Source organism: Streptomyces sp. 15-116A (genome assembly GCF_025290915.1).
Classification (GTDB): Bacteria; Actinomycetota; Actinomycetes; order Streptomycetales; family Streptomycetaceae; genus Streptomyces.
Genome location: NZ_JAOCQE010000091.1, coordinates 1 through 21,960 on the forward strand (window position 1 = coordinate 1; position 21,960 = coordinate 21,960).

At 71.6% G+C, this 21,960-nt stretch carries 19 protein-coding genes and 2 tRNA genes; 12 read left to right on the plus strand and 9 right to left on the minus strand.

Annotated elements, in window-relative coordinates; all coding sequences use genetic code 11:
• Together N4P33_RS16940 and N4P33_RS16945 are read right to left on the minus strand one after the other, a co-directional pair.
• Nucleotides 1-1,782: PAS domain-containing protein (locus N4P33_RS16940; RefSeq protein WP_260827460.1), on the minus strand; the 1,782-nt coding region annotated here is incomplete at its 3' end.
• Nucleotides 1,783-2,054: 272 nt separating this feature from the next.
• A complete protein-coding gene (locus N4P33_RS16945) occupies nucleotides 2,055-2,537 on the minus strand; it encodes a subtilase-type protease inhibitor (protein WP_260827461.1) in 483 nt (160 codons plus the stop codon).
• A 200-nt stretch (nucleotides 2,538-2,737) separates the two neighbouring features.
• Between N4P33_RS16945 and N4P33_RS16950 the strand changes: the two genes are divergently transcribed.
• Together N4P33_RS16950 and N4P33_RS16955 are read left to right on the plus strand one after the other, a co-directional pair.
• A tRNA-Ser gene (locus tag N4P33_RS16950) sits at nucleotides 2,738-2,828 on the plus strand.
• A gap of 191 nt (nucleotides 2,829-3,019) precedes the next feature.
• Nucleotides 3,020-3,092 (plus strand) — tRNA-Arg (locus N4P33_RS16955).
• Nucleotides 3,093-3,151: 59 nt separating this feature from the next.
• Here N4P33_RS16955 and N4P33_RS16960 read toward each other — a convergent pair.
• The 3 genes from N4P33_RS16960 to N4P33_RS16970 form a co-directional block, all read right to left on the minus strand.
• On the minus strand, nucleotides 3,152-3,592 hold the full coding sequence (locus N4P33_RS16960; RefSeq protein WP_260827462.1) for a VOC family protein: 441 nt from the start codon (nucleotides 3,590-3,592) through the stop codon (nucleotides 3,152-3,154).
• A gap of 124 nt (nucleotides 3,593-3,716) precedes the next feature.
• Entirely contained in the window at nucleotides 3,717-4,187 is a 471-nt protein-coding gene (locus tag N4P33_RS16965) for a potassium channel family protein (protein WP_313904525.1), read from the minus strand.
• Nucleotides 4,188-4,289: 102 nt separating this feature from the next.
• Nucleotides 4,290-4,730 (minus strand): hypothetical protein, encoded by a 441-nt coding sequence (locus tag N4P33_RS16970; protein WP_260827463.1) that lies wholly within the window; start codon nucleotides 4,728-4,730, stop codon nucleotides 4,290-4,292.
• Nucleotides 4,731-4,925: 195 nt separating this feature from the next.
• Between N4P33_RS16970 and N4P33_RS16975 the strand changes: the two genes are divergently transcribed.
• The 8 genes from N4P33_RS16975 to N4P33_RS17010 all read left to right on the plus strand — a co-directional run bounded on the left by N4P33_RS16975 (nucleotide 4,926) and on the right by N4P33_RS17010 (nucleotide 15,335).
• Nucleotides 4,926-5,816 carry a DUF2797 domain-containing protein gene (locus N4P33_RS16975; RefSeq protein WP_260827464.1) on the plus strand — a complete coding sequence of 297 codons (891 nt, stop codon included), beginning with the start codon at nucleotides 4,926-4,928 and terminating at the stop codon, nucleotides 5,814-5,816.
• 28 nt (nucleotides 5,817-5,844) lie between these two features.
• Nucleotides 5,845-6,801 carry an amidohydrolase family protein gene (locus N4P33_RS16980; RefSeq protein ID WP_260827465.1) on the plus strand — a complete coding sequence of 319 codons (957 nt, stop codon included), beginning with the start codon at nucleotides 5,845-5,847 and terminating at the stop codon, nucleotides 6,799-6,801.
• A gap of 124 nt (nucleotides 6,802-6,925) precedes the next feature.
• Entirely contained in the window at nucleotides 6,926-7,663 is a 738-nt protein-coding gene (locus N4P33_RS16985) for a response regulator transcription factor (protein WP_260827466.1), read from the plus strand.
• Entirely contained in the window at nucleotides 7,660-9,255 is a 1,596-nt protein-coding gene (locus tag N4P33_RS16990; protein ID WP_260827467.1) for a HAMP domain-containing sensor histidine kinase, read from the plus strand. Before N4P33_RS16985 ends, N4P33_RS16990 begins: the two co-directional genes overlap by 4 nt.
• 14 nt (nucleotides 9,256-9,269) lie before the next feature.
• Nucleotides 9,270-10,640 carry a bifunctional glycosyltransferase family 2/GtrA family protein gene (locus N4P33_RS16995; protein WP_260827468.1) on the plus strand — a complete coding sequence of 457 codons (1,371 nt, stop codon included), beginning with the start codon at nucleotides 9,270-9,272 and terminating at the stop codon, nucleotides 10,638-10,640.
• On the plus strand, nucleotides 10,637-12,868 hold the full coding sequence (locus tag N4P33_RS17000) for a glycosyltransferase family 39 protein (protein ID WP_260827469.1): 2,232 nt from the start codon (nucleotides 10,637-10,639) through the stop codon (nucleotides 12,866-12,868). Before N4P33_RS16995 ends, N4P33_RS17000 begins: the two co-directional genes overlap by 4 nt.
• Nucleotides 12,869-12,926: 58 nt before the next feature.
• The gene (locus tag N4P33_RS17005) at nucleotides 12,927-14,435 is read left to right on the plus strand and encodes an MFS transporter (RefSeq protein ID WP_260827470.1); all 1,509 of its coding nucleotides are present in this window, start codon (nucleotides 12,927-12,929) and stop codon (nucleotides 14,433-14,435) included.
• 117 nt (nucleotides 14,436-14,552) lie between these two features.
• Entirely contained in the window at nucleotides 14,553-15,335 is a 783-nt protein-coding gene (locus N4P33_RS17010) for a TetR/AcrR family transcriptional regulator (protein WP_260827471.1), read from the plus strand.
• 6 nt (nucleotides 15,336-15,341) lie between these two features.
• Here the strand turns inward: N4P33_RS17010 and N4P33_RS17015 are convergent, their stop codons facing one another.
• Nucleotides 15,342-15,716 carry an STAS domain-containing protein gene (locus tag N4P33_RS17015; RefSeq protein WP_313904524.1) on the minus strand — a complete coding sequence of 125 codons (375 nt, stop codon included), beginning with the start codon at nucleotides 15,714-15,716 and terminating at the stop codon, nucleotides 15,342-15,344.
• A 226-nt stretch (nucleotides 15,717-15,942) separates the two neighbouring features.
• On the opposite strand from N4P33_RS17015, the gene N4P33_RS17020 reads away from it, so the two are divergent.
• Entirely contained in the window at nucleotides 15,943-16,674 is a 732-nt protein-coding gene (locus tag N4P33_RS17020) for an ANTAR domain-containing protein (RefSeq protein ID WP_260827478.1), read from the plus strand.
• 64 nt (nucleotides 16,675-16,738) lie between these two features.
• A complete protein-coding gene (locus N4P33_RS17025; protein ID WP_260827473.1) occupies nucleotides 16,739-17,440 on the plus strand; it encodes a GAF and ANTAR domain-containing protein in 702 nt (233 codons plus the stop codon).
• On the opposite strand, the gene N4P33_RS17030 is transcribed toward N4P33_RS17025, so the two are convergent.
• From N4P33_RS17030 to N4P33_RS17040, 3 genes are all read right to left on the minus strand, one after another.
• Complete coding sequence (locus N4P33_RS17030) at nucleotides 17,423-18,244, minus strand: YceI family protein (protein ID WP_260827474.1); 822 nt, start codon at nucleotides 18,242-18,244, stop codon at nucleotides 17,423-17,425. The genes N4P33_RS17025 and N4P33_RS17030 overlap by 18 nt on opposite strands.
• Nucleotides 18,245-18,351: 107 nt before the next feature.
• Nucleotides 18,352-20,814 (minus strand): MFS transporter, encoded by a 2,463-nt coding sequence (locus tag N4P33_RS17035; protein WP_260827475.1) that lies wholly within the window; start codon nucleotides 20,812-20,814, stop codon nucleotides 18,352-18,354.
• Between the two features lie 13 nt (nucleotides 20,815-20,827).
• Nucleotides 20,828-21,307, minus strand: a complete 480-nt coding sequence (locus N4P33_RS17040) for a MarR family winged helix-turn-helix transcriptional regulator (RefSeq protein WP_260827476.1) — start codon at nucleotides 21,305-21,307, stop codon at nucleotides 20,828-20,830.
• Nucleotides 21,308-21,960 lie beyond the last annotated feature (653 nt).

The following is a 21,960-nucleotide window of genomic DNA, read 5'->3' on the forward strand; positions in this document are numbered from 1 at the left end:
GTCGCTCTCCAGGAACGCGTCCACGGACGCACGCCGTGCCCGGCGCCGTCCGCCCCCGGCGGGAGCCTCCGGCGTGTCCTGTGCCTCGGCCGGCGGCGCCTGCTCCGCCGGGACCACCCCGGCCCCGCCGCCGATCGGCACCTCCAGCACGAACGCGCTGCCGCTCATGCCCGGCACCTCGTGCGTCTGCAGCACACCGCCGTGCGCGCGCACGATGCCGCGCACGATGGGCTCGTGCACCGGGTCGCCGCCGCTGTAGGGGCCGCGCACCTCGATGCGGACGACCTCACCGCGCTGAGCCGCCGCGACGACGACCGTGTTGTCCAGGTAACCGCCCGTCGACACCGGGCTGTTGCCGGTCGCGTCGACCCCGGCGACGTCGGCGACGAGATGCGCGAGGGCCGTGGCCAGCAGCCGCGGGTCCACCTCCGCCTCGATGGGCGGCGCGTGCACCGCGAACTGCACCCGGCCCGGCCCGATGAGCTCCACGGCGCCGTCGACACCCGCGGCGACGACCGCGTCGAGCATCACCTTCGTCCGGGCGACCGCCTCCGCGCCGGCGTCGAGCCGCTGATAGCCGAGGACGTTGTCGATGAGGGTGGTGATGCGGGAGTAGCCGGCCGACAGATGGTGCAGCACCTGGTTGGCCTCGGGCCACAACTGCCCGGCGTCGTCGGCGGCGAGGGCGGCCAGTTCGCGGCGCAGCTCCTCCAGCGGGCCGCGCAGCGACTGGCCGAGCAGGGTGAGCAGCTGTTCGTGCCGGGCGGCGAGGGCCTCGTAGCGGTCCTTCTCGCGCTCACCGAGGGCGGCGTACCGCTCCTCGTTGGCGGCGAGCTCCTCGGCGTGCTTCTCGCGCAGCTCCTCGAGCTCGGTGACGTGGCTCTGGCGCAGGGAGGTCAGCTCGGAGGCGTGTTCCTCGGAGAGCCGCTCCAGCTCCTCGGCGTGCGCCTTCTCCGCCTCTTCCTTCTCCTTGACGAGGGCGTCGTAGGGCCGCCGGTCGGTGAAGGTCATGACGGCGCCGACGAGCTGGTCGCCGTCGCGCACCGGCGCGGTCGTCAGGTCGACCGGCACCTTGGCGCCGCTCTTGGCGTACAGCACCTGCCCGCGCACCCGGTGCTTGCGCCCGGAGCGCAGGGTGTCGGCGAGCGGCGACTCGTCGTACGGGAAGGGGGAGCCGTCGGCCCGCGAGTGCAGGACGAGGGTGTGCAGCTCGCGCCCGCCCAGCTCGCCGGCCCGGTAGCCCAGTATCTGCGCGGCGGCCGGGTTGACCAGGACGATCCGCCCGTCGGTGTCCGTGCCCACGACGCCCTCGGCGGCGGCCCGCAGGATCATCTCGGTCTGCCGCTGGGAGCGGGCCAGCTCGGCCTCGGTGTCGACGGTGCCGGACAGGTCGCGGACGACGAGCATCAGCAGTTCGTCGCCGGTGTAGCCGTAATTGTCGTACGCCTGCTGGCCGTTCTCCAGATTCGCACTGGTGACCTCGACCGGGAACTCGCTCCCGTCGGTACGCCGGGCGATCATCCGGGTCGGCTTGGTGCGCGCCCTGGGATCGATGTGGTCCGGCCGCCGCATGGAGCCGGGGATGAGCTTGGAGTCGAACTCCGGCAGCAGATCCAGCAGCCCGCGCCCCACCAGGGCGGTGCCCGGGGTCTCGAAGGCCTCGAGGGCGATGGTGTTGGCGTTGACGACGGTCCCGTTGGCGTTGACCAGCACCAGGGCGTCGGGAAGCGCGTCCAGTATGGCTGCGAGGCGAGCAGCGCCTCGGGATGGCCTGCTGCTCACGAGACGCTTCCTCCCTGTTACCGCGACGTGCCGACCGCTCGGGCCATCTTGCCAACCGTCCCGCAGCGTGTCACGCGAGGGAGTCTACGGGCTGAGGTTGCGCTCGCGACGCCGGATGAGAGGGACGTCCCACGACGAAGTGACGGCGATGTGCCGCCGCCGTGACGCCCCGAACGCCCGGAACGCGCGACGGCCTGCGGCGACGCGACCGGGGGCCGCGCGGGACCTTTACGTCTCCTGTACGCCCCCGCCGCACCGCCTCCCGCACTCGGTCACGACGCGGGCGGCGCCGCGGCGGACGCGTCGGGCAGCAGCGGTACGAACCGGTCCCAGCGGGCGATCGCACACCCGTCACGGCGGTCGAACGTCGCGTCGACGGGGCGTCCGGCCCAGGTGCCGGTGACCCGGGCGGTGGCGGGCCCGCCGTACCGCATGGTGCACATGGCGTCCCGCGGCACCGGAGCGAAGGCGTCCTTGCCCCACCGTGTGTTCCGCTCCACGGCGGCGCAGGCCCCTCCGGGGTCCGGGTGGCTGCCACCGCTGGGCCGGCAGGAGACCTCGTACGTCCCGTCGGCCCCACCGCCCGCGCCACGCACGGTGACGACGAGCCGGTCCTCCCCTCGGGGCCGTTCCTCGTGACCATGGGCGGCGGTGGGCAGCGGGGAGAGCAGGGCGAGGGAGGCGGCGGTACCCCCGACGATCAGCCGCCGCCCGATCCGGGACACCACGGGCACCACATGCATGCGATACGACATGCCCTGACCAACGCGCCGCCGCCACGGACGTTGCGCCCCCGGCCACCCCTGGACGCACCCGGCGACGTGCCGTCGGAAGGGCTTTGCCCTGCGGCCTCTCCGCCTAGTACCGTGGGGGGCGATTGGTGACACCCCACGCGGCTGTGTCATCATCGGCACGCACCACCCCATCACGCTCGCGCGCGAAGGGCATGTGCGCTGGAGGCGTCGCCTAGTCCGGTCTATGGCGCCGCACTGCTAATGCGGTTTGGGCCTTAAAGCCCATCGAGGGTTCAAATCCCTCCGCCTCCGCACCGATCACGAAGCCCCGGTCGTCCACCGACCGGGGCTTCGTCGTGCAGGGCCTGCATTATTCGCGTTTGTGCAGGTCACAAGGGGTAGACCAAACGGATTTCACATGGCGGCGGCAGTCATGTAATGTTCTTCCTGTCGCCGCGAGCGGGCCGGAAGGTTCGAGAGCGGCGAGAAAACTGAAGAAGCAGGCACTCGTAGCTTAACGGATAGAGCATCTGACTACGGATCAGAAGGTTGCAGGTTCGAATCCTGCCGAGTGCGCACAGGTCGAAGGCCCCGGAGCGATCCGGGGCCTTCGGCGTTTCGGGGCGTGGGGTTTCTCAGCGCAGTTGTTCGGCGAGGCCGACGATGATGCCGGCCGGGCCGCGGAGGTAGCAGAGCAGGTAGCTGTCCTCGTAGCGGGCGATCTTGCCGAGGACTTCGGCGCCGTGCGGGCGCAGGCGGTCGACGGTGTCCTTCAGGTCGTCGACGGCGAACATGACGCGGTGGGTGCCGAGGACGTTGTGCGGCCGGTCGCGCGGTCCGTCGCTGATCACCGCGGGGCTCCGGTACCTCGCCAGTTCGAGCCGGCCGTGGCCGTCCGGGGTCCGGAGCATCGCGATGTCGCAGTGGACGCCGTCGAGCCCGGTGCACTGGTCGGCGAAGAGGCCCTCGATCTCCGCCCTGCCCTCCAGCTCCATGCCGAGTTCCGCGAAGAACGCGACGGCGGCGTCCAGGTCATCGACGACGATGCCGACGTTGTCCATCCGTTGGATCGCCATGCCTGTCTCTCCTCTTCCTCGTGCGGCCGCTGAGGGCCGTTGACGGTCCCAGGGATGTTTCCCTGATGTCCCTGGGACGGAGCCGGCGGCACGTTCTCGACATCCGCGGACCGGCGGACAGGGGTCAGCTTTCGTCGGGCGGGCGGCGGGGGGTGTGCCGGCGGACGACGTTGCTGACGTGGCGGGTGAGGGCCGTCGCCGCCGCGGTGAGGAAGATGAAGCTGTAGAGGATCTGAAGGATCGCGACCAGGCGGGCCGCCTGGCCGTGCGGCGTGATGTCGCCGTAGCCGATCGTCGCCAGGGTGACGAGGGTGAAGTAGAGGCCGTCCAGGCGGGTGGTGAGGCCGCCGCTCATCTCTCCCGGGTGCTGGGCCAGGCGCTGGTACGTGGCGGCGAAGACCAGGATGGACAGGCACATCAGCAGGGGGATGACCAGCGCCGGGCGGGCGTTCGGCCTGCTGAGGAGGACATGCATGATCTGCCGCAGCAGCAGGACGGCCACCAGGGCGAGGGCCAGGCCGAACAGAACCCAGCTGAGGACCGGGCGGTGCGGGCCCAGACGGTCGAGGGGCAGCAGGAAGTACGCGGCGACCATGACCGTCATGCCCGCCGCCTCCAGCAGCCAGGGCCACAGGGCGCTCCATACCGTTGAGGGCCGCTTGCCTCGCACCGGGGTGGGCAGGGGAGGGCGGGCGTCTCAGGCGCGGGACTCGCGGCGCGGGGCGCACAGGGCCCAGATGATGAAGCCGTCGATGACGATGAGGACGATCGACCAGACGGGGAAGTGCGGCAGCCACAGGAAGTTGGCGATCATGCTCAGTCCGGCGAGGGCGACACCCACCGCACGGGCCCAGGCCGCGCCCCGGAACAGGGACAGACCGGCGACCAGGACGAGGGCGCCGAGGATCAGGTGGATCCAGCCCCAGCCCGTCAGGCTGAACTCGTAGGTCCAGTTCGGGGCGACGACGAAGACGTCGTCCTCCGCGATGGCGGCGATGCCCTGGAAGATCGCCATGATGCCGCCGAAGGTCATCAGGACCGCCGCGGCTCCGGTCCAGCCCGTGGCCCAGGCGCTCTCCGCGGCGAATCCGTCGCGGCGGTGCGGTGTACCGGTGCCGGTGGCATTGCTGCTGGCCATGTGCTCGCCCTCTCAGCTCTCCCCGAGTGACGGCGGTGTCCCGACCAGGCTGGCACTCCTCGGGGAACTTGGCACCTCGGCGGCGGGCGGCCGCGCGGTCACACCTGGTTCCGGCCCGGTCCCGGAGGGTGTGCTCCTGGCGACAGTGTGGATGGCGGAGCCCGTTGTCAGTGGTGGCCTCTAGTCTCGGCAGAGATGGGACAGGCATGGCGGTGCTCGGGGCTGCGGTGGTCGGCGGGCGGTCCCGTGCTGGTGTGGGACGGTGGGCGGCGCAGTGCGCTGACCTGGGGGAAACGGGTGGCCTTCGGGGTCGCGGAGGGTGCGGAAGGGGGTGTGCGGACATGCGTCGGGGCACGGGGGCACGCGTGTCCGTCGGCGGCGGCGGTGCCGGGGCGCAGCACGGGGGCGCGCTGCGAGGAGTGCGCGCGGCTGGACCGGGCGCACTCCGTCGCCGCAGACACCTTCGCGGACGATCCCCGGCCGTACCGCGTCTATCTGGCGTGGTTCGGTCCCGGGATGGTCAAGGTCGGGATCACCGCGGTGGAGCGCGGGCCGGTGCGGCTGCTGGAGCAGGGAGCGGTCTGCTTCAGCTGGCTGGGCACCGGACCGCTCATGGCGGCGCGGCGCACCGAGGAACTGCTGCGTGCCGCGCTGCGGGTGCCGGACCGGATCCCCTACGCCCAGAAGCGCGCCGTGCGGGCGGTGCTGCCGCGGACCGAGGAGGAGCGGGCGGTGGAGATCGCCGACGTGCACGCGAGGGCGGTCGCGCTGGGCGGCTGGCCGGAGTCGCTGGAGCGTGAGCCGTTCCGGCCCGAGGACCACGTCCGGGTGTTCGGGCTCGCGGGGGTGCCGACCGCTGTGGGCGAGGTGAGCGAGCTGGTCGCCGGGGGTGCGGTGAGCGGAGAGCTGGTCGCTGCCGCGGGGCCCGATCTGCATCTGGCGACGGGGGAGGGTGGTGTCGTGGTGCTGGACACGCGGTTGCTGGCCGGGTGGGGGCTGGTTCCGGGTGTGGGGCGGGAGTTGTCGGTGCCGGTGAGGGAGTACGGGGGGTTCGGGGAGGGGGTGGTGCAGGAGGGGTTGTTCTGAGGCGGGGGCAGAGGTGATCGTGGGCGACATGTGTGATCACCTCACGGCGGGAAGCGAGGGCCGGGCGGGAAGCGACAGCTCGGGAAGGTCCGCCGGCCAGGCCGAGGCGGACGTCCATGACGTGCGGTGCTTCTGGGAGGGGCTCGGGCTTCCCGGGATCGTCGATGTGCACACGCACTTCATGCCGGAGCGGGTGTTGCGCAAGGTGTGGGCCTACTTCGACGCGCTCGGGCCGCTGACCGGCGGCATCGAGTGGCCGATCGCCTACCGCGCGGAGGAGGGGGAACGGGCGGAGCTGCTCAGGGCGTTCGGGGTGCGGGCCTTCACCGCGATGCTCTATCCGCACAAGCCCGGCATGGCCCGCTGGCTCAACGACTGGGCCGCCGACTTCGCCCGCCGTACGCCCGACTGTCTGCACACCGCCACGCTCTTCCCCGAGGACGGAGTGGAGGGGTATGTGCGGGACGCCGTGGAGTCGGGGGCCCGGGTGTTCAAGGCGCATGTGCAGGTGGGCGCCTACGATCCGGCCGACGCTGCGCTCGACGGCGCCTGGGGTCTGCTCGCCGAGGCCGGGGTGCCCGTGGTGATCCACTGCGGCTCCGGGCCGGCGCCCGGCAAGTACACCGGGCCCGAGCCGATCGCGCGGGTGCTGGCACGCCACCCCCGGCTGCGGCTGATCGTGGCGCATCTCGGTATGCCCGAGTACGAGGACTTCCTCGACCTCGCCGAGCGCTACGAGGAGGTGCGGCTGGACACCACCATGGCGTTCACCGACTTCAGTGAACGCCTCGCGCCGTTCCCCGAGCGAGCCCTGCCCCGGCTGGCCGGTCTCCGTGACCGGATCCTGCTCGGCTCGGACTTCCCCAACATCCCGTATCCCTACGTCCACCAGCTGCACGCGCTGGAGCGGCTGGGGCTCGGGGAGGCGTGGCTGCGGGCGGTGTGCCATGACAACGCGGCCCGGCTCTTCGGCATCCCCGACTGAACGGCGCGGGTGCCGAGCACGTTTCACGTGAAACATGCGACGCGCCCCACGGCATCCGCGTTTCTCAGCGAAAACACAGATTGCCGAAAGGGCGCTCTCAGAGCGCCCCGACATCGTGGCCGTCATGACCACGCTTTCGCCCCAGGGGCGCACCGAACTGCTGAGGCCGGACGGGAGCCCCGTCCGGGTGCTTGTGGTGGACGACGAGCAGTCGATCACCGAGCTGCTGTCCATGGCCCTGCGCTACGAGGGCTGGCAGATCCGCAGCGCGGGGGACGGGCAGGGGGCCGTCCGGGCCGCGCGCGAGTTCCGGCCCGACGCCGTCGTCCTGGACATGATGCTGCCGGACATGGACGGCCTCGCCGTGCTCGGGCGGCTGCGCCGCGAACTGCCGGACGTGCCCGTGCTGTTCCTGACCGCCAAGGACGCCGTCGAGGACCGTATCGCCGGTCTGACCGCGGGCGGGGACGACTATGTGACCAAGCCGTTCAGCCTGGAGGAGGTCGTCGCGCGACTGCGCGGGCTCATCCGGCGTTCCGGCGCGGCCGACCGGCGGTCGGAGTCCATGCTGGTGGTCGGCGACCTCACCCTCGACGAGGACAGCCACGAGGTCACCCGGGGCGGGGACAGCATCCATCTGACGGCCACCGAGTTCGAGCTGCTGCGCTTCCTCATGCGCAATCCGCGGCGTGTGCTGAGCAAGGCGCAGATCCTCGACCGGGTGTGGTCGTACGACTTCGGCGGGCAGGCGAACGTCGTCGAGCTGTACATCTCGTATCTGCGCCGGAAGATCGACGCCGGGCGGGAGCCGATGATCCACACGCGGCGCGGCGCCGGGTACATGATCAAGCCGGCGGCATGACCCGACGCGCTCCGCGTACCCCGCGCACGCGCCGCACCCTGCGGACGCGGCTCGTGGTCGCGTCTCTGGTGCTGATCGCGGTGGTGTGTGCGGTGATCGGCACGGTGACGACGGTCGCTCTGCGGTCCCATCTGTACGACCAGCTGGATGACCGGCTGGGCGATGTGGCGATGCGTGCGGCGGGCCCGAAGTCCTGGGGGCCGGGACCGCAGCCGATGGGCGACGGGAAACCCCTGGACTTCGTCACGAAGGGTCCGCAGGGCATAGGCACCATCGGCGTCACCGTCGAGGACGGCCGGGTCACCGACGGCGTGCTGAGCAAGGACACGACGGAGAACGGCGTCCGGACGTCCGAGGCCGCCCGGCTCACCGACGCCCAGCTCGCCGCACTCGCCACCGTCCCGCGCGACGGGCGCGAGCACACCGTGGACATCCCGGGCCTGGGCGAGTACCGGGTGCAGTACGAGAGCGGTGTCAACGGAGCCTTCTACGTCGGCCTGCCCACCGCCGACACGGACGAGACGATCAACACCCTCATCCTCGTCGAGATCAGCGTCACCGGTGCCGGGCTCGTCGCGGCCGGTATCGCCGGGTACGTGCTCGTCGGTGTCGCCACCCGGCCGCTGCGCAAGGTCGCCGCCACCGCGACCCGGGTCTCCGAACTGCCGCTGCACGCGGGCGAGGTGAACCTCAACGAGCGTGTTCCGGAGTCGGAGTGCGATCCGCACACCGAGGTCGGCAAGGTCGGGGCCGCGCTCAACCGGATGCTCGACCACATCCACGGCGCGCTGCACGCCCGTCAGCAGAGCGAGATGCGGGTACGGCAGTTCGTCGCGGACGCCAGCCATGAGCTGAGGACACCTCTCGCGTCCATCCGCGGGTATGGCGAACTCACGCGCAGAGGACGGGAGGACGTCGGCCCCGACACCCGGCACGCGCTCGGGCGGATCGAGTCCGAGGCGGGCCGGATGACCCTGCTCGTCGAGGACCTGCTGCTGCTCGCCCGCCTGGACGCCGGGCGGCCGTTGCGGTACGAGGAGACCGATCTCGTACCGCTGGTCGTGGACACCGTGAGCGACGCACGCGCGGCCGGGCCGGATCACAGCTGGCGGCTGGAGCTGCCCGACGATCCCGCGGTGGTGTACGCCGACGCGGCACGGCTCCAGCAGGTGCTGGTCAATCTGCTCGGCAACGCCCGCAGCCACACCCCGCCGGGCACCAACGTCACCGCCCGGGTCCGCCGCAACGGCCCCTGGCTGTGCGTGGACGTGGCGGACGACGGGCCCGGTATCCCGCCCGAGCTGCTGCCGCGGGTCTTCGAACGGTTCGCGCGCGGTGACTCGGCGCGTACGCGGGCCACCGGGTCGACCGGGCTCGGGCTCGCGATCGTGCAGGCCGTGGCGAGTGCGCACGGCGGTGCGGTGACCGTCGACAGCGTGCCCGGCCGGACCGTGTTCACCCTGCACCTGCCCGCACACGCATCGGCATCGCCATTGCTGTCGGCGCGGGCATCGGCCTCCGCACCGCATGCCGCGCCGCACCACTCACAGCCACGGCACAGCCTCACCACACCGGTGCGACAGGGCACTTGAGAACAGTCGGTTCCATGCGAACCGATTCTTCTCCCGGCACCCTGCCGGCGCGGGAGCACCTCCCGGCCGCCGGAGCGGGCACGCCGGTCCTGGACGTAGTGATCCCCGTCTACAACGAGGAGAAGGACCTCCAGCCGTGCGTCCGGGGACTGCACGAGCACCTCACCCGCACCTTCCCCTACGCCTTCCGCATCACGATCGCGGACAACGCCTCCACCGACTCCACCCCTCACGTGGCCGCCCGGCTCGCGGAGCGGTTCACCGAGGTCAGGTCGGTCCGGCTGGAGCAGAAGGGACGCGGCCGGGCTCTGCGCGCGGTCTGGTCGGCCTCCGACGCCCCCGTCCTCGCCTACATGGACGTGGACCTGTCCACTGACCTCAACGCCCTGCTGCCGCTGGTCGCGCCGCTGATCTCCGGCCACTCGGACCTGGCCATCGGCTCCCGGCTGAACCGGAGTTCACGGGTGGTGCGCGGCGCCAAGCGGGAGTTCATCAGCCGCTCGTACAACCTGATCCTGCGCGGCTCGCTCCAGGCCCGGTTCTCCGACGCCCAGTGCGGGTTCAAGGCGATCCGCCGTGATGTGGCGCAGGTGCTGCTGCCGCTGGTGGAGGACGCCGGCTGGTTCTTCGACACCGAGCTGCTGGTGCTCGCCGAGCGCGCCGGGCTCCGTATCCACGAGGTGCCGGTCGACTGGGTCGACGACCCCGACTCGACCGTGCACATCGTGCGGACGGCGACCGAGGACCTCAAGGGCGTGTGGCGGGTGGGCCGGGCGCTCGCCACCGGTTCGCTGCCGCTGGACCGGCTCGCGCGGCCCTTCGGTGACGATCCGCGCGACCGGGACCTCACGGACGTACCGCAGGGGCTGGCCCGGCAGTTGGTCGGCTTCTGCGTCGTCGGCGTCCTGTCCACGCTCTGCTACCTGCTCCTCTACAGCGGCTTCCGGTCCTTCACCGGCTCCCAGCTCGCCAACGGCCTCGCCCTGCTGCTCTCGACGGTCGCCAACACCGCCGCCAACCGGCGGCTCACCTTCCGGGTGCGAGGGCGCAGCGGGGCCGTCCGGCATCAGGCGCAGGGGCTCGTCGTCTTCGGCATCGGCCTGATCCTGACCAGCGGTTCGCTCGCCGCCCTGAACACGGCGACGACCGAGCCCGCGCACTCCACCGAACTGGCGGTCCTCGTCGCCGCCAACCTCGCGGCGACGGTGCTGCGGTTCCTGCTCTTCCGGGCGTGGGTGTTCCCGGAGCCCTCGCCTGCGTTGGCCGGCCCCACGTCCTCCGGTTCCGCGTCGACCGGCTCCGCTTCCGCCGGCTCCACGCCCCCCTGTTCCACGCCCTCCTTCTCCGACCACACCCCCGCCTACGACCTGAGGGACTCCCGATGACCACGCAGTACGACCAGCCGAGTCCCCCGGCGGATGCCGCCGGCTGGGGACCGCCCACCACCGGGGTGGCCCGGCACGCGGCCCCGCCCGTGGCACGGCAGCCTCTCGCCCGGCGCCTGTGGCGCGGCCGGCCCGAGGACCCCCGCTGGGCCCGCCCGGCCTTCCTCGCGCTGCTGCTGGCCACCGGCCTGCTGTACCTGTACAACCTCAGCGCCTCCGGATACGCCAACTCCTTCTACTCGGCGGCGGTCCAGGCCGGCAGCGAGTCCTGGAAGGCGTTCTTCTTCGGCTCGCTGGACGCGGCCAACGCGATCACGGTGGACAAGCCCCCGGCCTCGCTGTGGCCGATGGCGCTCTCGGTCCGGATCTTCGGCCTGAACTCCTGGGCGATCCTCGTGCCCGAGGTGCTGATGGGCGTCGGCACGGTCGCCGTCGTGTACGCGGCTGTCCGGCGCCGCTTCGGCCCGGGCGCCGGTCTCCTCGCGGGCGCGGTGCTCGCGCTCACCCCGGTCGCGGCGCTGATGTTCCGGTTCAACAACCCGGACGCGATGCTGGCGCTGCTGATGTCCGTCGCCTGCTACCTGGTGCTCCGCGCCATCGAGGACGGCCGGACCAAGTGGCTGGTGTGGGCGGGCGTCGCGATCGGCTTCGCCTTCCTCGCCAAGACCCTCCAGGCCTTCCTGATCCTCCCGGCCCTCGCCCTCGTCTACGGCGTCTGCGCCCCGGTCACCGTCAGGAAGCGGCTGGCGCAGCTGGCGCTGGCGACCGTCGCGCTGGTCGTCTCCGGCGGCTGGTGGGTGGCGATCGTCGACCTGTGGCCCGCGTCCTCGCGGCCGTACATCGGCGGCTCGCAGAACAACAGCTTCCTGGAGCTGACCTTCGGCTACAACGGCCTCGGCCGGCTCAACGGCGAGGAGACCGGCAGCGTCGGTGGAGGCGGTGGCGGTGCGGGGCCCGGTGGCGGTCAGTGGGGCGAGACCGGCTGGGACCGGATGTTCACCTCCCAGACCGGCGGCCAGATCTCCTGGCTGCTGCCCGCCGCGCTGCTCCTGCTCGTCGCCGGGCTGATCCTCACCCGCAAGGCCGCCCGGACCGACCTCGCCCGCGCCTCGTTCCTCGTCTGGGGCGGCTCGCTGCTGATGACCCTGGCCGTGTTCAGCTACATGGCGGGCATCTTCCACGAGTACTACACCGTCGCCCTGGCCCCCTACCTGGCCGCCGTCGTCGGCATGGGCGCGAGCGCCCTGTGGGAGAGGCGGAGCGGCATCTGGGCCTCGCTCGCCCTCGCAGCGGCGGTCACGGCGACGGCGGCCTGGGGGTACGTGCTGCTCAACCGCACGCCGGAGTACCTGCCCTGGCTGAAGTGGCTGGTGCTGGTCGGCGGGCTGGTCGCCGCGCTCGGGCTGGTCTTCGCGGGCCGGGTGGGGCGGCGCGTGGCGCTCGCGGCGGCGGGCCTCGGGCTGGTGGCGTCGCTGGCGGGTCCGACGGCGTACACGCTGAGCACCTTGCAGGAGGGCCACGCCGGTTCGATCGTCACGGCTGGTCCCTCCGGGGCACGGATGGGCGGAGGTGGCGGCCCGGGTGGCGGTGCCGGTCCCGGCGGGGGCGGCGGATTCCCGGGCGGCGGACAGAACCGGCAGGACGGGCAAGGCGGGCTGGGCCAGACCCCGCCCGGCGGCAACACCGGCGGCACGGGCAACGGCACCGGCAACAGCAACAGCAACAGCAACGGCAACGGCAACGGCACCGGCGGCTTCCCCGGCGGCGGACCGATGGGCCAGGGCGGCCAGACGCGGCAGAACGGCGGCACCACCACTCCCGAGGGCGGCATGCCCGGCGGAGGAGGCGGCGGCATGGGCGGCCTCCTCGGCGGCACCGACGTCGGCTCGGCGGCCAAGAAGCTGCTGGAGACGGACGCAGACGACTACACCTGGGCAGCGGCCGCGATCGGCGCCCAGAACGCCGCGAGCTACCAGCTCGCCACCGGCGAACCGGTCATGGCCATCGGCGGCTTCAACGGCACGGACCCCTCCCCGTCCCTCGCCCAGTTCCAGCAGTACGTCGAGGACGGAAAGATCCACTACTTCATCGCCGGCGGCGGCATGGGCGGTGGCGGCGGCATGGGCGGCGACTCCGGCGCCTCGTCGCAGATCTCCACCTGGGTGCAGGAGAACTTCAAGAAGGTGACGGCGGGCTCGGTCACCTTCTACGACCTGACCCAGGCCTGACGACTGCGAAAGAAGCGTCAGCTGTACACCGTATGGGAGTTGCTCTACGGTGTACAGCATGACCACCCCACCCAAGGAGCAGGCCCCGCTCCAGGCGGCTCCCCAGGTCGCCGTCCCGGGCCACTCCCGACGCTGGCTGATCCTCGGTGTCATCTGTCTCGCGCAGCTCACCGTGCTGCTCGACAACACCGTCCTGAACGTGGCGATCCCCTCGCTCACCCGCGAGATGGACGCGACCACCTCGGACATCCAGTGGATGATCAACGCCTACTCCCTGGTGCAGTCGGGCCTGCTGCTCACCGCGGGCAGCGCCGCCGACCGCTACGGCCGCAAGAAGATGCTGATCGCGGGCCTCTCCCTGTTCGGCATAGGCTCGCTGGTGGCCGGACTGGCCGAATCCTCGGGCCAGTTGATCGCCGCGCGCGCCGGGATGGGCGTCGGCGGCGCGCTGCTGCTGACCACGACCCTCGCCGTGGTGATGCAGATCTTCACGCCCGAGGAGCAGCCCAAGGCCATCGGCATCTGGAGCGCGGTCAACGCGCTCGGCTTCGCCACCGGTCCCCTGGTCGGCGGCTTCATGCTGAACCACTTCTGGTGGGGCGCGATCTTCCTGATCAATCTGCCGGTCGCGGCGCTCGGTCTGGTGGCCGTCGTCGCGCTCGTCCCCGAGTCCAAGGCGCCCCGCGGCGACCGCCCCGACCTGCTCGGTGCGCTGCTGTCCACGATCGGTATGGCCGCCCTCGTATACGCGATCATTTCCGGTCCCGAGCACGGCTGGACGTCGACGCGGGTGCTGGCGACGGCGTGCACGGCCGTGGTGGTGCTCGGCGTCTTCGCGTACTGGGAGAGCAGGATCCCGTACCCGATGCTCGACCTGCACTTCTTCACCAACCGCCGGTTCACGGGAGCGGTCGCCGGTGCCGTGCTGATCACCTTCGGCATGGGCGGGGCGCTGTTTCTGCTCACGCAGCATCTGCAGTTCGTGCTGGGCTACGGTCCGCTGGAGGCGGGCCTGCGGACCGCGCCGCTGGCGCTGACCGTGGTCGTGCTCAACTTCTCGGGGCTCGCGGCGAAGTGCGCGGCGAAGCTGGGGGCGCCGGCCGCCATCGCGCTCGGTATGACGGTGATGTCGGCGGGGCTGGTGTCGATCGCCACGCTCACCGGGCACGGGTACGCCGGGACGCTGCTGGGGCTGGTGCTGATCGGGGCGGGTACGGCGGTCGGTACGCCGGTGATGGCCCACGCGATCATGAGCTCCATACCGCCGGAGAAGGCGGGGGTCGGGGCCGGGATCAACGGCACGTTGGCGGAGTTCGGCAATGGGCTGGGTGTGGCGGTGCTGGGGGCGGTGCTCAATGCGCGGTTCGCTGCGTTGATTTCGGTGGCGGCGGGGTCGTTGCCGGCGGCGTTGGCTGCGGCCGACTCGGGGGAGGAGAGAGCGCGGGCGATTGAGGCGTTTGCGTCGGGGTTGGAGAGCAGTCAGTTGGTGGGGGCCTGTGCGGTGCTGCTCGGGGGGTTGGTTGCCGCGTTGTTGTTGCGGCGGGCTGAGCGGGGAGAGAGTGCCTAGGAGCTCGGGGGTTCTGGGTTCGCCGGCGGCTGCGGGTCGTCTGTGGTTGATCGCGCAGTTCCCCGCGCCCCTGGGGAGTTGCAGGACCCTGCGTTTTCAAGATTGAGGTAGGTATCCATGGCCACAGCAGGCCGGGGGAGTTCGCGGACCAGTGTGTGGCTGGAGGGGAAGCCTCGGCGGGGGCGGCGGGGGGACGGGCAGCCCTCCGGTCTTGACCGGGAGCGGATCACCGCCGTCAGTGTGCGGCTGCTGGACGCGGAAGGGCTGGCCAAGTTCTCCATGCGGCGGCTCGCGGCCGAGCTGAACGTGACCGCGATGTCCGTCTACTGGTACGTCGACACCAAGGACGACCTCCTCGAACTCGCCCTCGACCAGGTCTTCGGCGAGCTCACCCTCCCCGACCCGGCCGGCGGCGAGGACTGGCGTGACCAGTTGCGCGCGCTGGCCCGGGAGTACCGCACGATGCTGGTGCGGCATCCGTGGGTGTCACCGCTGGCCGGGAGCTTCCTCAACATCGGGCCCAACTCGCTGTCCTTCTCCCGGGTGGTCCAGCAGGTGATCGCCAAAACCGGGCTGCCCGTGCACCGCCGGACCGGGGCCATCTCGGCCGTCTTCCAGTTCGTCTACGGCTACGGCACCATCGAGGGCCATTTCCTCGCCCGCGTCGCCCGGACCGGGATGACCCCGGACGAGTACCACGAGCACGCCGTGAGCATGGTGACGCGGGCACCGGACGCGGCCGAGGTCATCGAGGAGTCCACGAAGATCATGAAGGCGCGGGGCGGCGACACGGTCGAGGAGATGATGGAACGCGACTTCGCCTTCGCCCTGGACCTGCTGATCGCCGGCATCGAGGCGATGGTCGCCCGCGCAGACTCACCTGAAGACAGCGATTCCTAGGCGGGCCTAGGTCAGTCCTTCGTGCACCTCGGCGCGCAGGGCCTCCTCCACGTTGTCGTAGACGGGGACGTCCCGGCGCAGGCCGGTCAGTTCCAGGACGCGGCTCGCCACGCCATACGGGCGGGCCACCACATGGACGCGCGTGCCGGGCTGCAGCAGTCCGCTGATCTCGCCCACGACGCGCACGCCCTGTGAGTCCATGAAGTCGGTGCCGGTGAGGTCGAGGATCAGCACCCGGGGGCGGCCGGAGGATGAGCGGACCGCGCACAGGACGAGGTCGAGCACCTCGGTGGCGTTGGAGAAGTCGATCTCCGGCGGGAGCGGCAGCACGAGGCGGTCGGAGGCGTCGTGCGATGCGTCAGGGTTCGGCGGGAGGGTCACGGGACTCACCTGGCAGACGTTCGTCCGGCATTCCGGCAAGGCCTCTTCCTGACCCGTGCCCATTCCACCACGCCCACGGCGCACAGGGAAGCGGCACGGGAGCCGGGGCCCCGCTCTTGATCCGGGCGTCACCTGGTGGCATCGAACAGTTAGAGTTCTGTGCGTCCTGTGCTCGCAGTCGGGAATGTGCTGCGGAGCTCTCCTGCGCATGGCCGTGTCGCCGTGCATGCCGAAGAGGTTCGTGGTGGCTGCGTCCCGGTTTTCTGAATTGCCCCGTTTTCCGGCTGGTGTGGACCTGGCCGAGGCGCTGACGGCGGCCGCTCGTCAACTGCACGAGACGCCCACTCCGGACCACACCCTGGACACCGCCGTCCGGCTCGCGGTGGACCTGATGCCCGGTGCCGAGTACGCCGGTATCTCCTTGATCGAGCGCACCGCCCGGCGCCGCCCGCTCGCCTGGACCGGCGAGTTGGTGCGCGACATCGAGGCCCGGCGCCCCGCCGGTGAGCGGGGGCCGTACTGGGACCGCCTGTGGACCGACCCGGTCGCCGAACCGGCGGAGGGCGAGGGCGAGGAGGCGGAGTCCGCGCTCGCGGAACACGGCCTGCGCTCCGCGCTGTCGCTGCGGCTGCGCGCCGACCGCCGCCGGCTCACCGTGCTCACCGTCTACGCCCGCAAGCCGCGCGCCTTCGACGAGGTGACCCGGCGAGTCGGCCGGCTGTTCACCGCGCACGTCGGAATCGCCCTGGACTCGGCCACCGTGCGCGAGCAGCTCACCGAGGCCATGCACACCCGGGACCTGATCGGCCAGGCCACCGGCATCCTGATGGAGCGCATGACCATCGACGCGGCCGGTGCCTTCGACAGCCTGGTGCGCGCCTCCCAGCGGGAGAACGTGAAGCTGCGCGACCTCGCCCGCCGTATCGTCGACGCCCACAACACCCCGGACGCCCGGTGACCCGCCGACGCCCGTGAGCCACCTCATGGGCGTGCCCGGCCGCTGACGGGATATCCGTACGGTCATGACTCCCGAGATGTCCGAGACGCTGGACCAGGCGATGGTGCGCGGCAACGGGCTCGACACGCTGCTGCGCGATCTGACCGACCGTGCGGTGCGGGACGTGCCCGGCGCCGTCGCGTGCAGCATCACGGTGCGCCGCGCCGACCGGCTGCTGACCCTCGCGGGCAGCCCCGGCCTGCCGAACGGTCTCGATCTGCGGCAGTACGAGTACGGCTCGGGCCCCTGTGTGACGGCCGCGGAGACGGGCACCGAGCAGTACGTGCCCGACCTGGCCGCGGAGGACCGCTGGCCGGAGTACGCCCGGTACGCGCTGGCCGCCGGGGTGCGCAGCGTCCTGGCCGTCCCGCTCGACCTCGAGGGCGAGCCGAGCGCCGCCCTCAACCTCTATGCCGAGGACGCCAATTCGCTCGCCGCCGGACTGAGCGTGGCCCGCGTCTTCGCGGCCCGCGTGGCGGACGCGGTCAACACCGCACTGCGCATCGAACGCCTCGGGCAGTCCGCCACCGATGTGCGCACCGCGCTGCTCTCGCGCAGCGTCATCGACCAGGCGATCGGCATCCTGATGGCCCGCGAGCGGATCGACGCCGCCCAGGCCCTCGACCGGCTGCGCCGCGCCTCCCAGGACCGGAACGTCAAACTGCGCGACCTGTGCGACCAGTTGGTGACCCGCACGGCCCATGGATCCTCAGGCCGCCGGAAGTGACTCCCCCTGGACCGCCTGGATGTCCAGCTCCACCTTCAGTGTCGTACCGATGGCGGCGATGCCCGCCTGGACGACCTGGTTGTAGTTCATGGCGAAGTCCTCGCGCCGCAGTTCGGCCGTGGCGCGGAAGGCCGCCCGGGTGCCGCCCCACGGATCCTGGCCCGTGCCGAGGTAGGCCAGAGTCAGGTCGACGGGCCGGACGACACCGCGCATCGCCAGCTCGCCGTGGACCGTCCAGCGGTCGGACCCGGCCTCGGTCAGCCCCGTCGACCGGTAGGTGATCTCGGGGAAGCGCTCCGCGTCGAGGAAGTCCGCCGACCTGAGATGCGTGTCCCGCATGCCGTTGCCGGTGTCGATGGACGCGGCCCGGATCACCGCCTCCACCCGGGACTTGGTCACGTCGTCCGGCGCGACCTCGAAGGTCCCGGCGAACTCGGTGAACCGGCCGTGCACGCTGGAGATCCCCAGGTGCTGGGCGACCGCGGCCACGCTCGAATGCGCCGGGTCGATGGTCCAGGGCCCCGGCGGCGGCAGCTCCGTCCCGCCCTGCCGGGCCAGGGTCACCGTGCCGACCTCGGCCCGCCCGCTCGCGGTGACGATCGCGCTCGCGGCGGCGGGCGCATAGCCGACCGCCGTGACGATCACCGTGTAGGCGCCGGGCGCCAGCGGATGCGCGTCCCGCACGCTCCCCTCGGCGTCCGCCTCCGCGCGCAGCACCTGCGTGCCGGTCATGTCGGTCACCGTGACGACCGCGTGCGACACGGCCCATCCGTCCCTGGTACGGATCCTCGCGGTCAGTCCCATCCCGTTTTCTCCCTGCACAGCACAACTCGTGGTCACAAAGAACCGGCCCGCGACGGGGAACGCGCCTCCGCTACAGGGCGCGCCGCCCGCCGCGGGCCGGGGTCCGACTACTCGCCGGGGTGGGCGAGTTCGATGTCGTGGCCGTCGACGCCCTGGCCGGCGACCGTGAGGGCCGTCGCCACCGGCGGGTAGCCGGTCGCGATGACGGTGTACTCACCGGCGTCCAGATCGGTGAAGGCGTACGCCCCGTCCGACCCGGTCGTCGCCGTGCCGACGACGTTGCCCGCCGCGTCGACCAGCGTCACGCGGGCGTCGGCCAGCGGTCCGTGCGGCGCCCGGACGACCCCCTGGAGCCGGGCCCCCGCCTCCAGGTCGACCTCGACCCGGGTGATCCCGGTGCCGCCCACCTCGACGGGCAGCGCGCGCGGCCGGAACCCGGCGGCGTTGACCGCCACGGTCACCGTGCCCGGCACCAGCTCCGCGAGCGAGAAGTCGCCCTGCTCACCGGTGGTGGCGGTGGCCAGCAGGTCCCCGCGCACATCGGTCACGACGACCATCGCGTCCTTCACCGGCAGCCCGCTCTCGGAGGCCCGCACCAGCCCGGTCAGCCCGCTGGTGCCGCTGAGCAGCACGTCGTACGCGACCGGCTCGTCGTGCACGACGATGGTGGACGCCTGCGGCTGGTAGCCGTCGGCGGAGGCGATGAGGACGTACGACCCGGAGCCCGGCGCGTCCACCGCGTAGGACCCGTCGGCCTGCGCGACCGACCGCCCCAGCTGCCGCCCCGCCAGCGAGATCAGCGTGACCGCGGCCCCCGGGACGAACACGCCCCCGTCACCGCGCACGAACCCGTGCACGGCGATCCCGGAACCACCGGACTCACCCCCGACGGAGGCGACCGGCTCGGCCCGCACCTCGTCACCGGACTCCGCGACGGTGCTCACGCCGGCCGGAACGGATGCGGCGGCGCCGCTCTCGGCGGCCTGCGCCAGCGCGCCCGAGGTCCGCAGCGGGACCTCCTTGATGAACAGGGTCACCAGGAAGGCGAGGAACGCGATCGGCGCGACGTACAGGAAGATGTCGGCGATCCCGTGCCCGTAGGCGCTCTCCAGCCACTCACGGATGCCGTGCGGCAGCAGATCCATGTCGGGGATGGACCCCCCACCGGACGCCCCGGCGGCAGCGGCCTGCTCCTTCGGGCTCAGCTGCCCGATGGTGTCCTCGGCGTAGTGGCTGATCCGGGTGGACATCACGGAGCCGAGCACCGAGACGCCCACCGCACCGCCGAGCGAGCGGAAGAAGGTCACCACGGAGGAGGCGGCGCCCAGGTCGGTCGGGGCCACCTGGTTCTGCGTGCAGAGCACGAGGTTCTGCATCATCATGCCGACGCCGAGACCCATCAGGGCCATGTAGATCGCGATGTGCCAGTACGGGGTGTCGTAGCGCATGGTGCCCAGCAGCCCCAGACCGGCCGTCAGCAGCACACCGCCCGCCAGCAGCCAGGCCTTCCACTTGCCGGTCTTGGTGATGATCTGCCCGGACACGGTCGACGACACGAACAGACCGCCGATCATCGGGATGGTCATGACGCCCGACATGGTCGGCGACTTGTCCCGGGCCAGCTGGAAGTACTGGCTGAAGTAGACGGTGCCGGCGAACATCGCGATACCGACGAACAGCGAGGCCAGCGAGGCCAGCGTGATGGTCCGGTTGCGGAACAGCCGCAGCGGGATGATCGGCTCACTGGCCTTGCTCTCGACGAACAGGAAGACGAGCGTCAGCAGAACCGCACCGCCGACCATGGCGCCGGTCTGCCAGGACATCCAGTCGTACTTGTCGTCGGCGAAGGTGACCCAGATCAGCAGCAGGCAGACCGCGGCGGTGATGAAGAAGGCCCCGGCCCAGTCGACCTTCACCTTCCGCTTGACCAGCGGCAGGTGCAGCGTCTTCTGCAGCACGATCAGCGCGATGAGGGCGAACGGCACACCGACGTACAGGCACCAGCGCCAGCCCAGCCAGCTGGTGTCGGTGATGACACCGCCGAGCAGCGGACCGCCGACGGTGGCGACGGCGAAGGTCGCGCCGAGGTAGCCGGAGTAACGCCCGCGCTCACGCGGGGAGATCATCGCGGCCATGATGATCTGCGCCAGCGCGGACAGACCACCGGCACCGAGCCCCTGGATGACCCGCGCGCCGATGAGCATCGCGGGGTTCTGCGCCAGCCCGGCCACGACGGACCCGAGCACGTACACGACGAGGGCTATCTGGACCAGCGCCTTCTTGCTCACCAGGTCGGCGAGCTTGCCCCACAGGGGGGTCGAGGCGGTCATCGCCAGCAGCGAGGAGGTGACGACCCAGGTGTAGGCGCTCTGGCCGCCGCCGAGGTCGGAGACGATCTCGGGCAGGGCGTTGGTGACGATGGTGGAGGACAGGATCGCGGCGAACATGCCGAGCAGCAGGCCCGACAGAGCCTCCATGATCTGCCGGTGCGTCATCGGAGCATGGCTGTCGGAGGAGCCTCCCCCGTGCTTGGCATGAGCCCGCACACCGGCTGGTGTGGTCGTTGCCATGGGCTTCCTTCTCTTAAGTGCTTGCGGGTGTACGGGTGGTCTGTTCGAAACCGGGAGTCGTGGCACGGCAGTCCCCGAAGCTGTCCCGGAGCCGCCCCATGAGCTCCGCGAGGCGCCCGACGTCGTCGTCGGACCAGTCCGCGAGCCGCTCTGCGAGCAGCTGGGTCGTGCGCCGGAACATCTCGTCGAGCTGGGCCTCGCCGGCGGGGGTGAGGTGCAGGATCCGCGACCGCTTGTCGGCGGGGTCGGGGAAGCGTTCGATCCAGCCGCGTTCGGCGACGTGGGCGACGTGGCGGCTGGTCACCGACATGTCGACGGCGAGGAGCTCGGCGAGCTTGCTGATGCGCATGTCGCCGTGGCGGCCGAGCAGCGCGAGTACGGCGGCGGAGCCGCTGTGGCAGTCGGCGGGCATGATCCGCCGCATCTCCCTTTTCACGACCCCGAAGGCACTGAACTGCCGGACCAGCTCTTCATACGGCGCCTGATCGGCCACGGCACCTCCGCTTTCGTTGCTTAGGGCAACCATAGATCTGGATGGTTGCCACAGGCAAACAAAATGGGAGCCGCCGACCTCAAAACTTGGCAAAGGCAAGTATTGCGAGAGTAAACACCGCCGCACCCTGCACTGACGTGGGCCAGGGGCGGCTGTCGCTGACCTGCACTGGCGGGGTGCCTCCCCCACTCTCGGCTTCGCTCGAGCGGGGCGCTGCGCTCGGCCGGGCACCCTGCGCTGCTGCTGGGCGGGGGTGGGTGTCGCTCGCCCGCGCTGGCGGGGTGCCTCCCCCACTCTCGGCTTCGCTCGAGCGGGGGGACCCCCATCGCCCACCCGTGCCGCCCCAGCGGCACGACTGCCCGCAGCTACGCAGGGACGGCGGCCGCCCGCAGCTGGGGCGGGACCGATGGCCGCCCGCAGATAGGGCGGGGATCGCCGAACGTCCGCAGTTAGGCGGCATCCCCGGCCGTCCGCGGCTACGCGGGTGCAGCTGGCCCTGCCGCGCGCGGCCGGTTGCAAGATCTCGGAGGCCCTGCGGCACGAACGGCCCGCCGGATGGACGGCGGAACGACGGGCCCGCCGTTGCCGCCGCGGACGCGCGGCTGGCTGCGGCCAGAGGGCGGCAAGTGGTGGCTTCCGCTACGCGGTGCGAC

Excerpts from the sequence above, each read along its gene's own strand:
- N4P33_RS16995 (WP_260827468.1), top strand. The coding sequence starts at position 9,270 with ATGCGAACCGATTCTTCTCCCGGCACCCTGCCGGCGCGGGAGCACCTC.
- N4P33_RS17005 (WP_260827470.1), top strand. The coding sequence starts at position 12,927 with ATGACCACCCCACCCAAGGAGCAGGCCCCGCTCCAGGCGGCTCCCCAG.
- N4P33_RS17025 (WP_260827473.1), top strand. The coding sequence starts at position 16,739 with ATGACTCCCGAGATGTCCGAGACGCTGGACCAGGCGATGGTGCGCGGC.
- N4P33_RS17010 (WP_260827471.1), top strand. The coding sequence starts at position 14,553 with ATGGCCACAGCAGGCCGGGGGAGTTCGCGGACCAGTGTGTGGCTGGAG.
- N4P33_RS17020 (WP_260827478.1), top strand. The coding sequence starts at position 15,943 with ATGCCGAAGAGGTTCGTGGTGGCTGCGTCCCGGTTTTCTGAATTGCCC.
- N4P33_RS16965 (WP_313904525.1), bottom strand. The coding sequence starts at position 4,187 with ATGGTCGCCGCGTACTTCCTGCTGCCCCTCGACCGTCTGGGCCCGCAC.
- N4P33_RS16990 (WP_260827467.1), top strand. The coding sequence starts at position 7,660 with ATGACCCGACGCGCTCCGCGTACCCCGCGCACGCGCCGCACCCTGCGG.
- N4P33_RS17035 (WP_260827475.1), bottom strand. The coding sequence starts at position 20,814 with ATGGCAACGACCACACCAGCCGGTGTGCGGGCTCATGCCAAGCACGGG.
- N4P33_RS16945 (WP_260827461.1), bottom strand. The coding sequence starts at position 2,537 with ATGTCGTATCGCATGCATGTGGTGCCCGTGGTGTCCCGGATCGGGCGG.
- N4P33_RS17030 (WP_260827474.1), bottom strand. The coding sequence starts at position 18,244 with ATGGGACTGACCGCGAGGATCCGTACCAGGGACGGATGGGCCGTGTCG.
- N4P33_RS16975 (WP_260827464.1), top strand. The coding sequence starts at position 4,926 with ATGGGACAGGCATGGCGGTGCTCGGGGCTGCGGTGGTCGGCGGGCGGT.
- N4P33_RS16980 (WP_260827465.1), top strand. The coding sequence starts at position 5,845 with ATGTGTGATCACCTCACGGCGGGAAGCGAGGGCCGGGCGGGAAGCGAC.
- N4P33_RS16970 (WP_260827463.1), bottom strand. The coding sequence starts at position 4,730 with ATGGCCAGCAGCAATGCCACCGGCACCGGTACACCGCACCGCCGCGAC.
- N4P33_RS16960 (WP_260827462.1), bottom strand. The coding sequence starts at position 3,592 with ATGGCGATCCAACGGATGGACAACGTCGGCATCGTCGTCGATGACCTG.
- N4P33_RS17000 (WP_260827469.1), top strand. The coding sequence starts at position 10,637 with ATGACCACGCAGTACGACCAGCCGAGTCCCCCGGCGGATGCCGCCGGC.
- N4P33_RS16985 (WP_260827466.1), top strand. The coding sequence starts at position 6,926 with ATGACCACGCTTTCGCCCCAGGGGCGCACCGAACTGCTGAGGCCGGAC.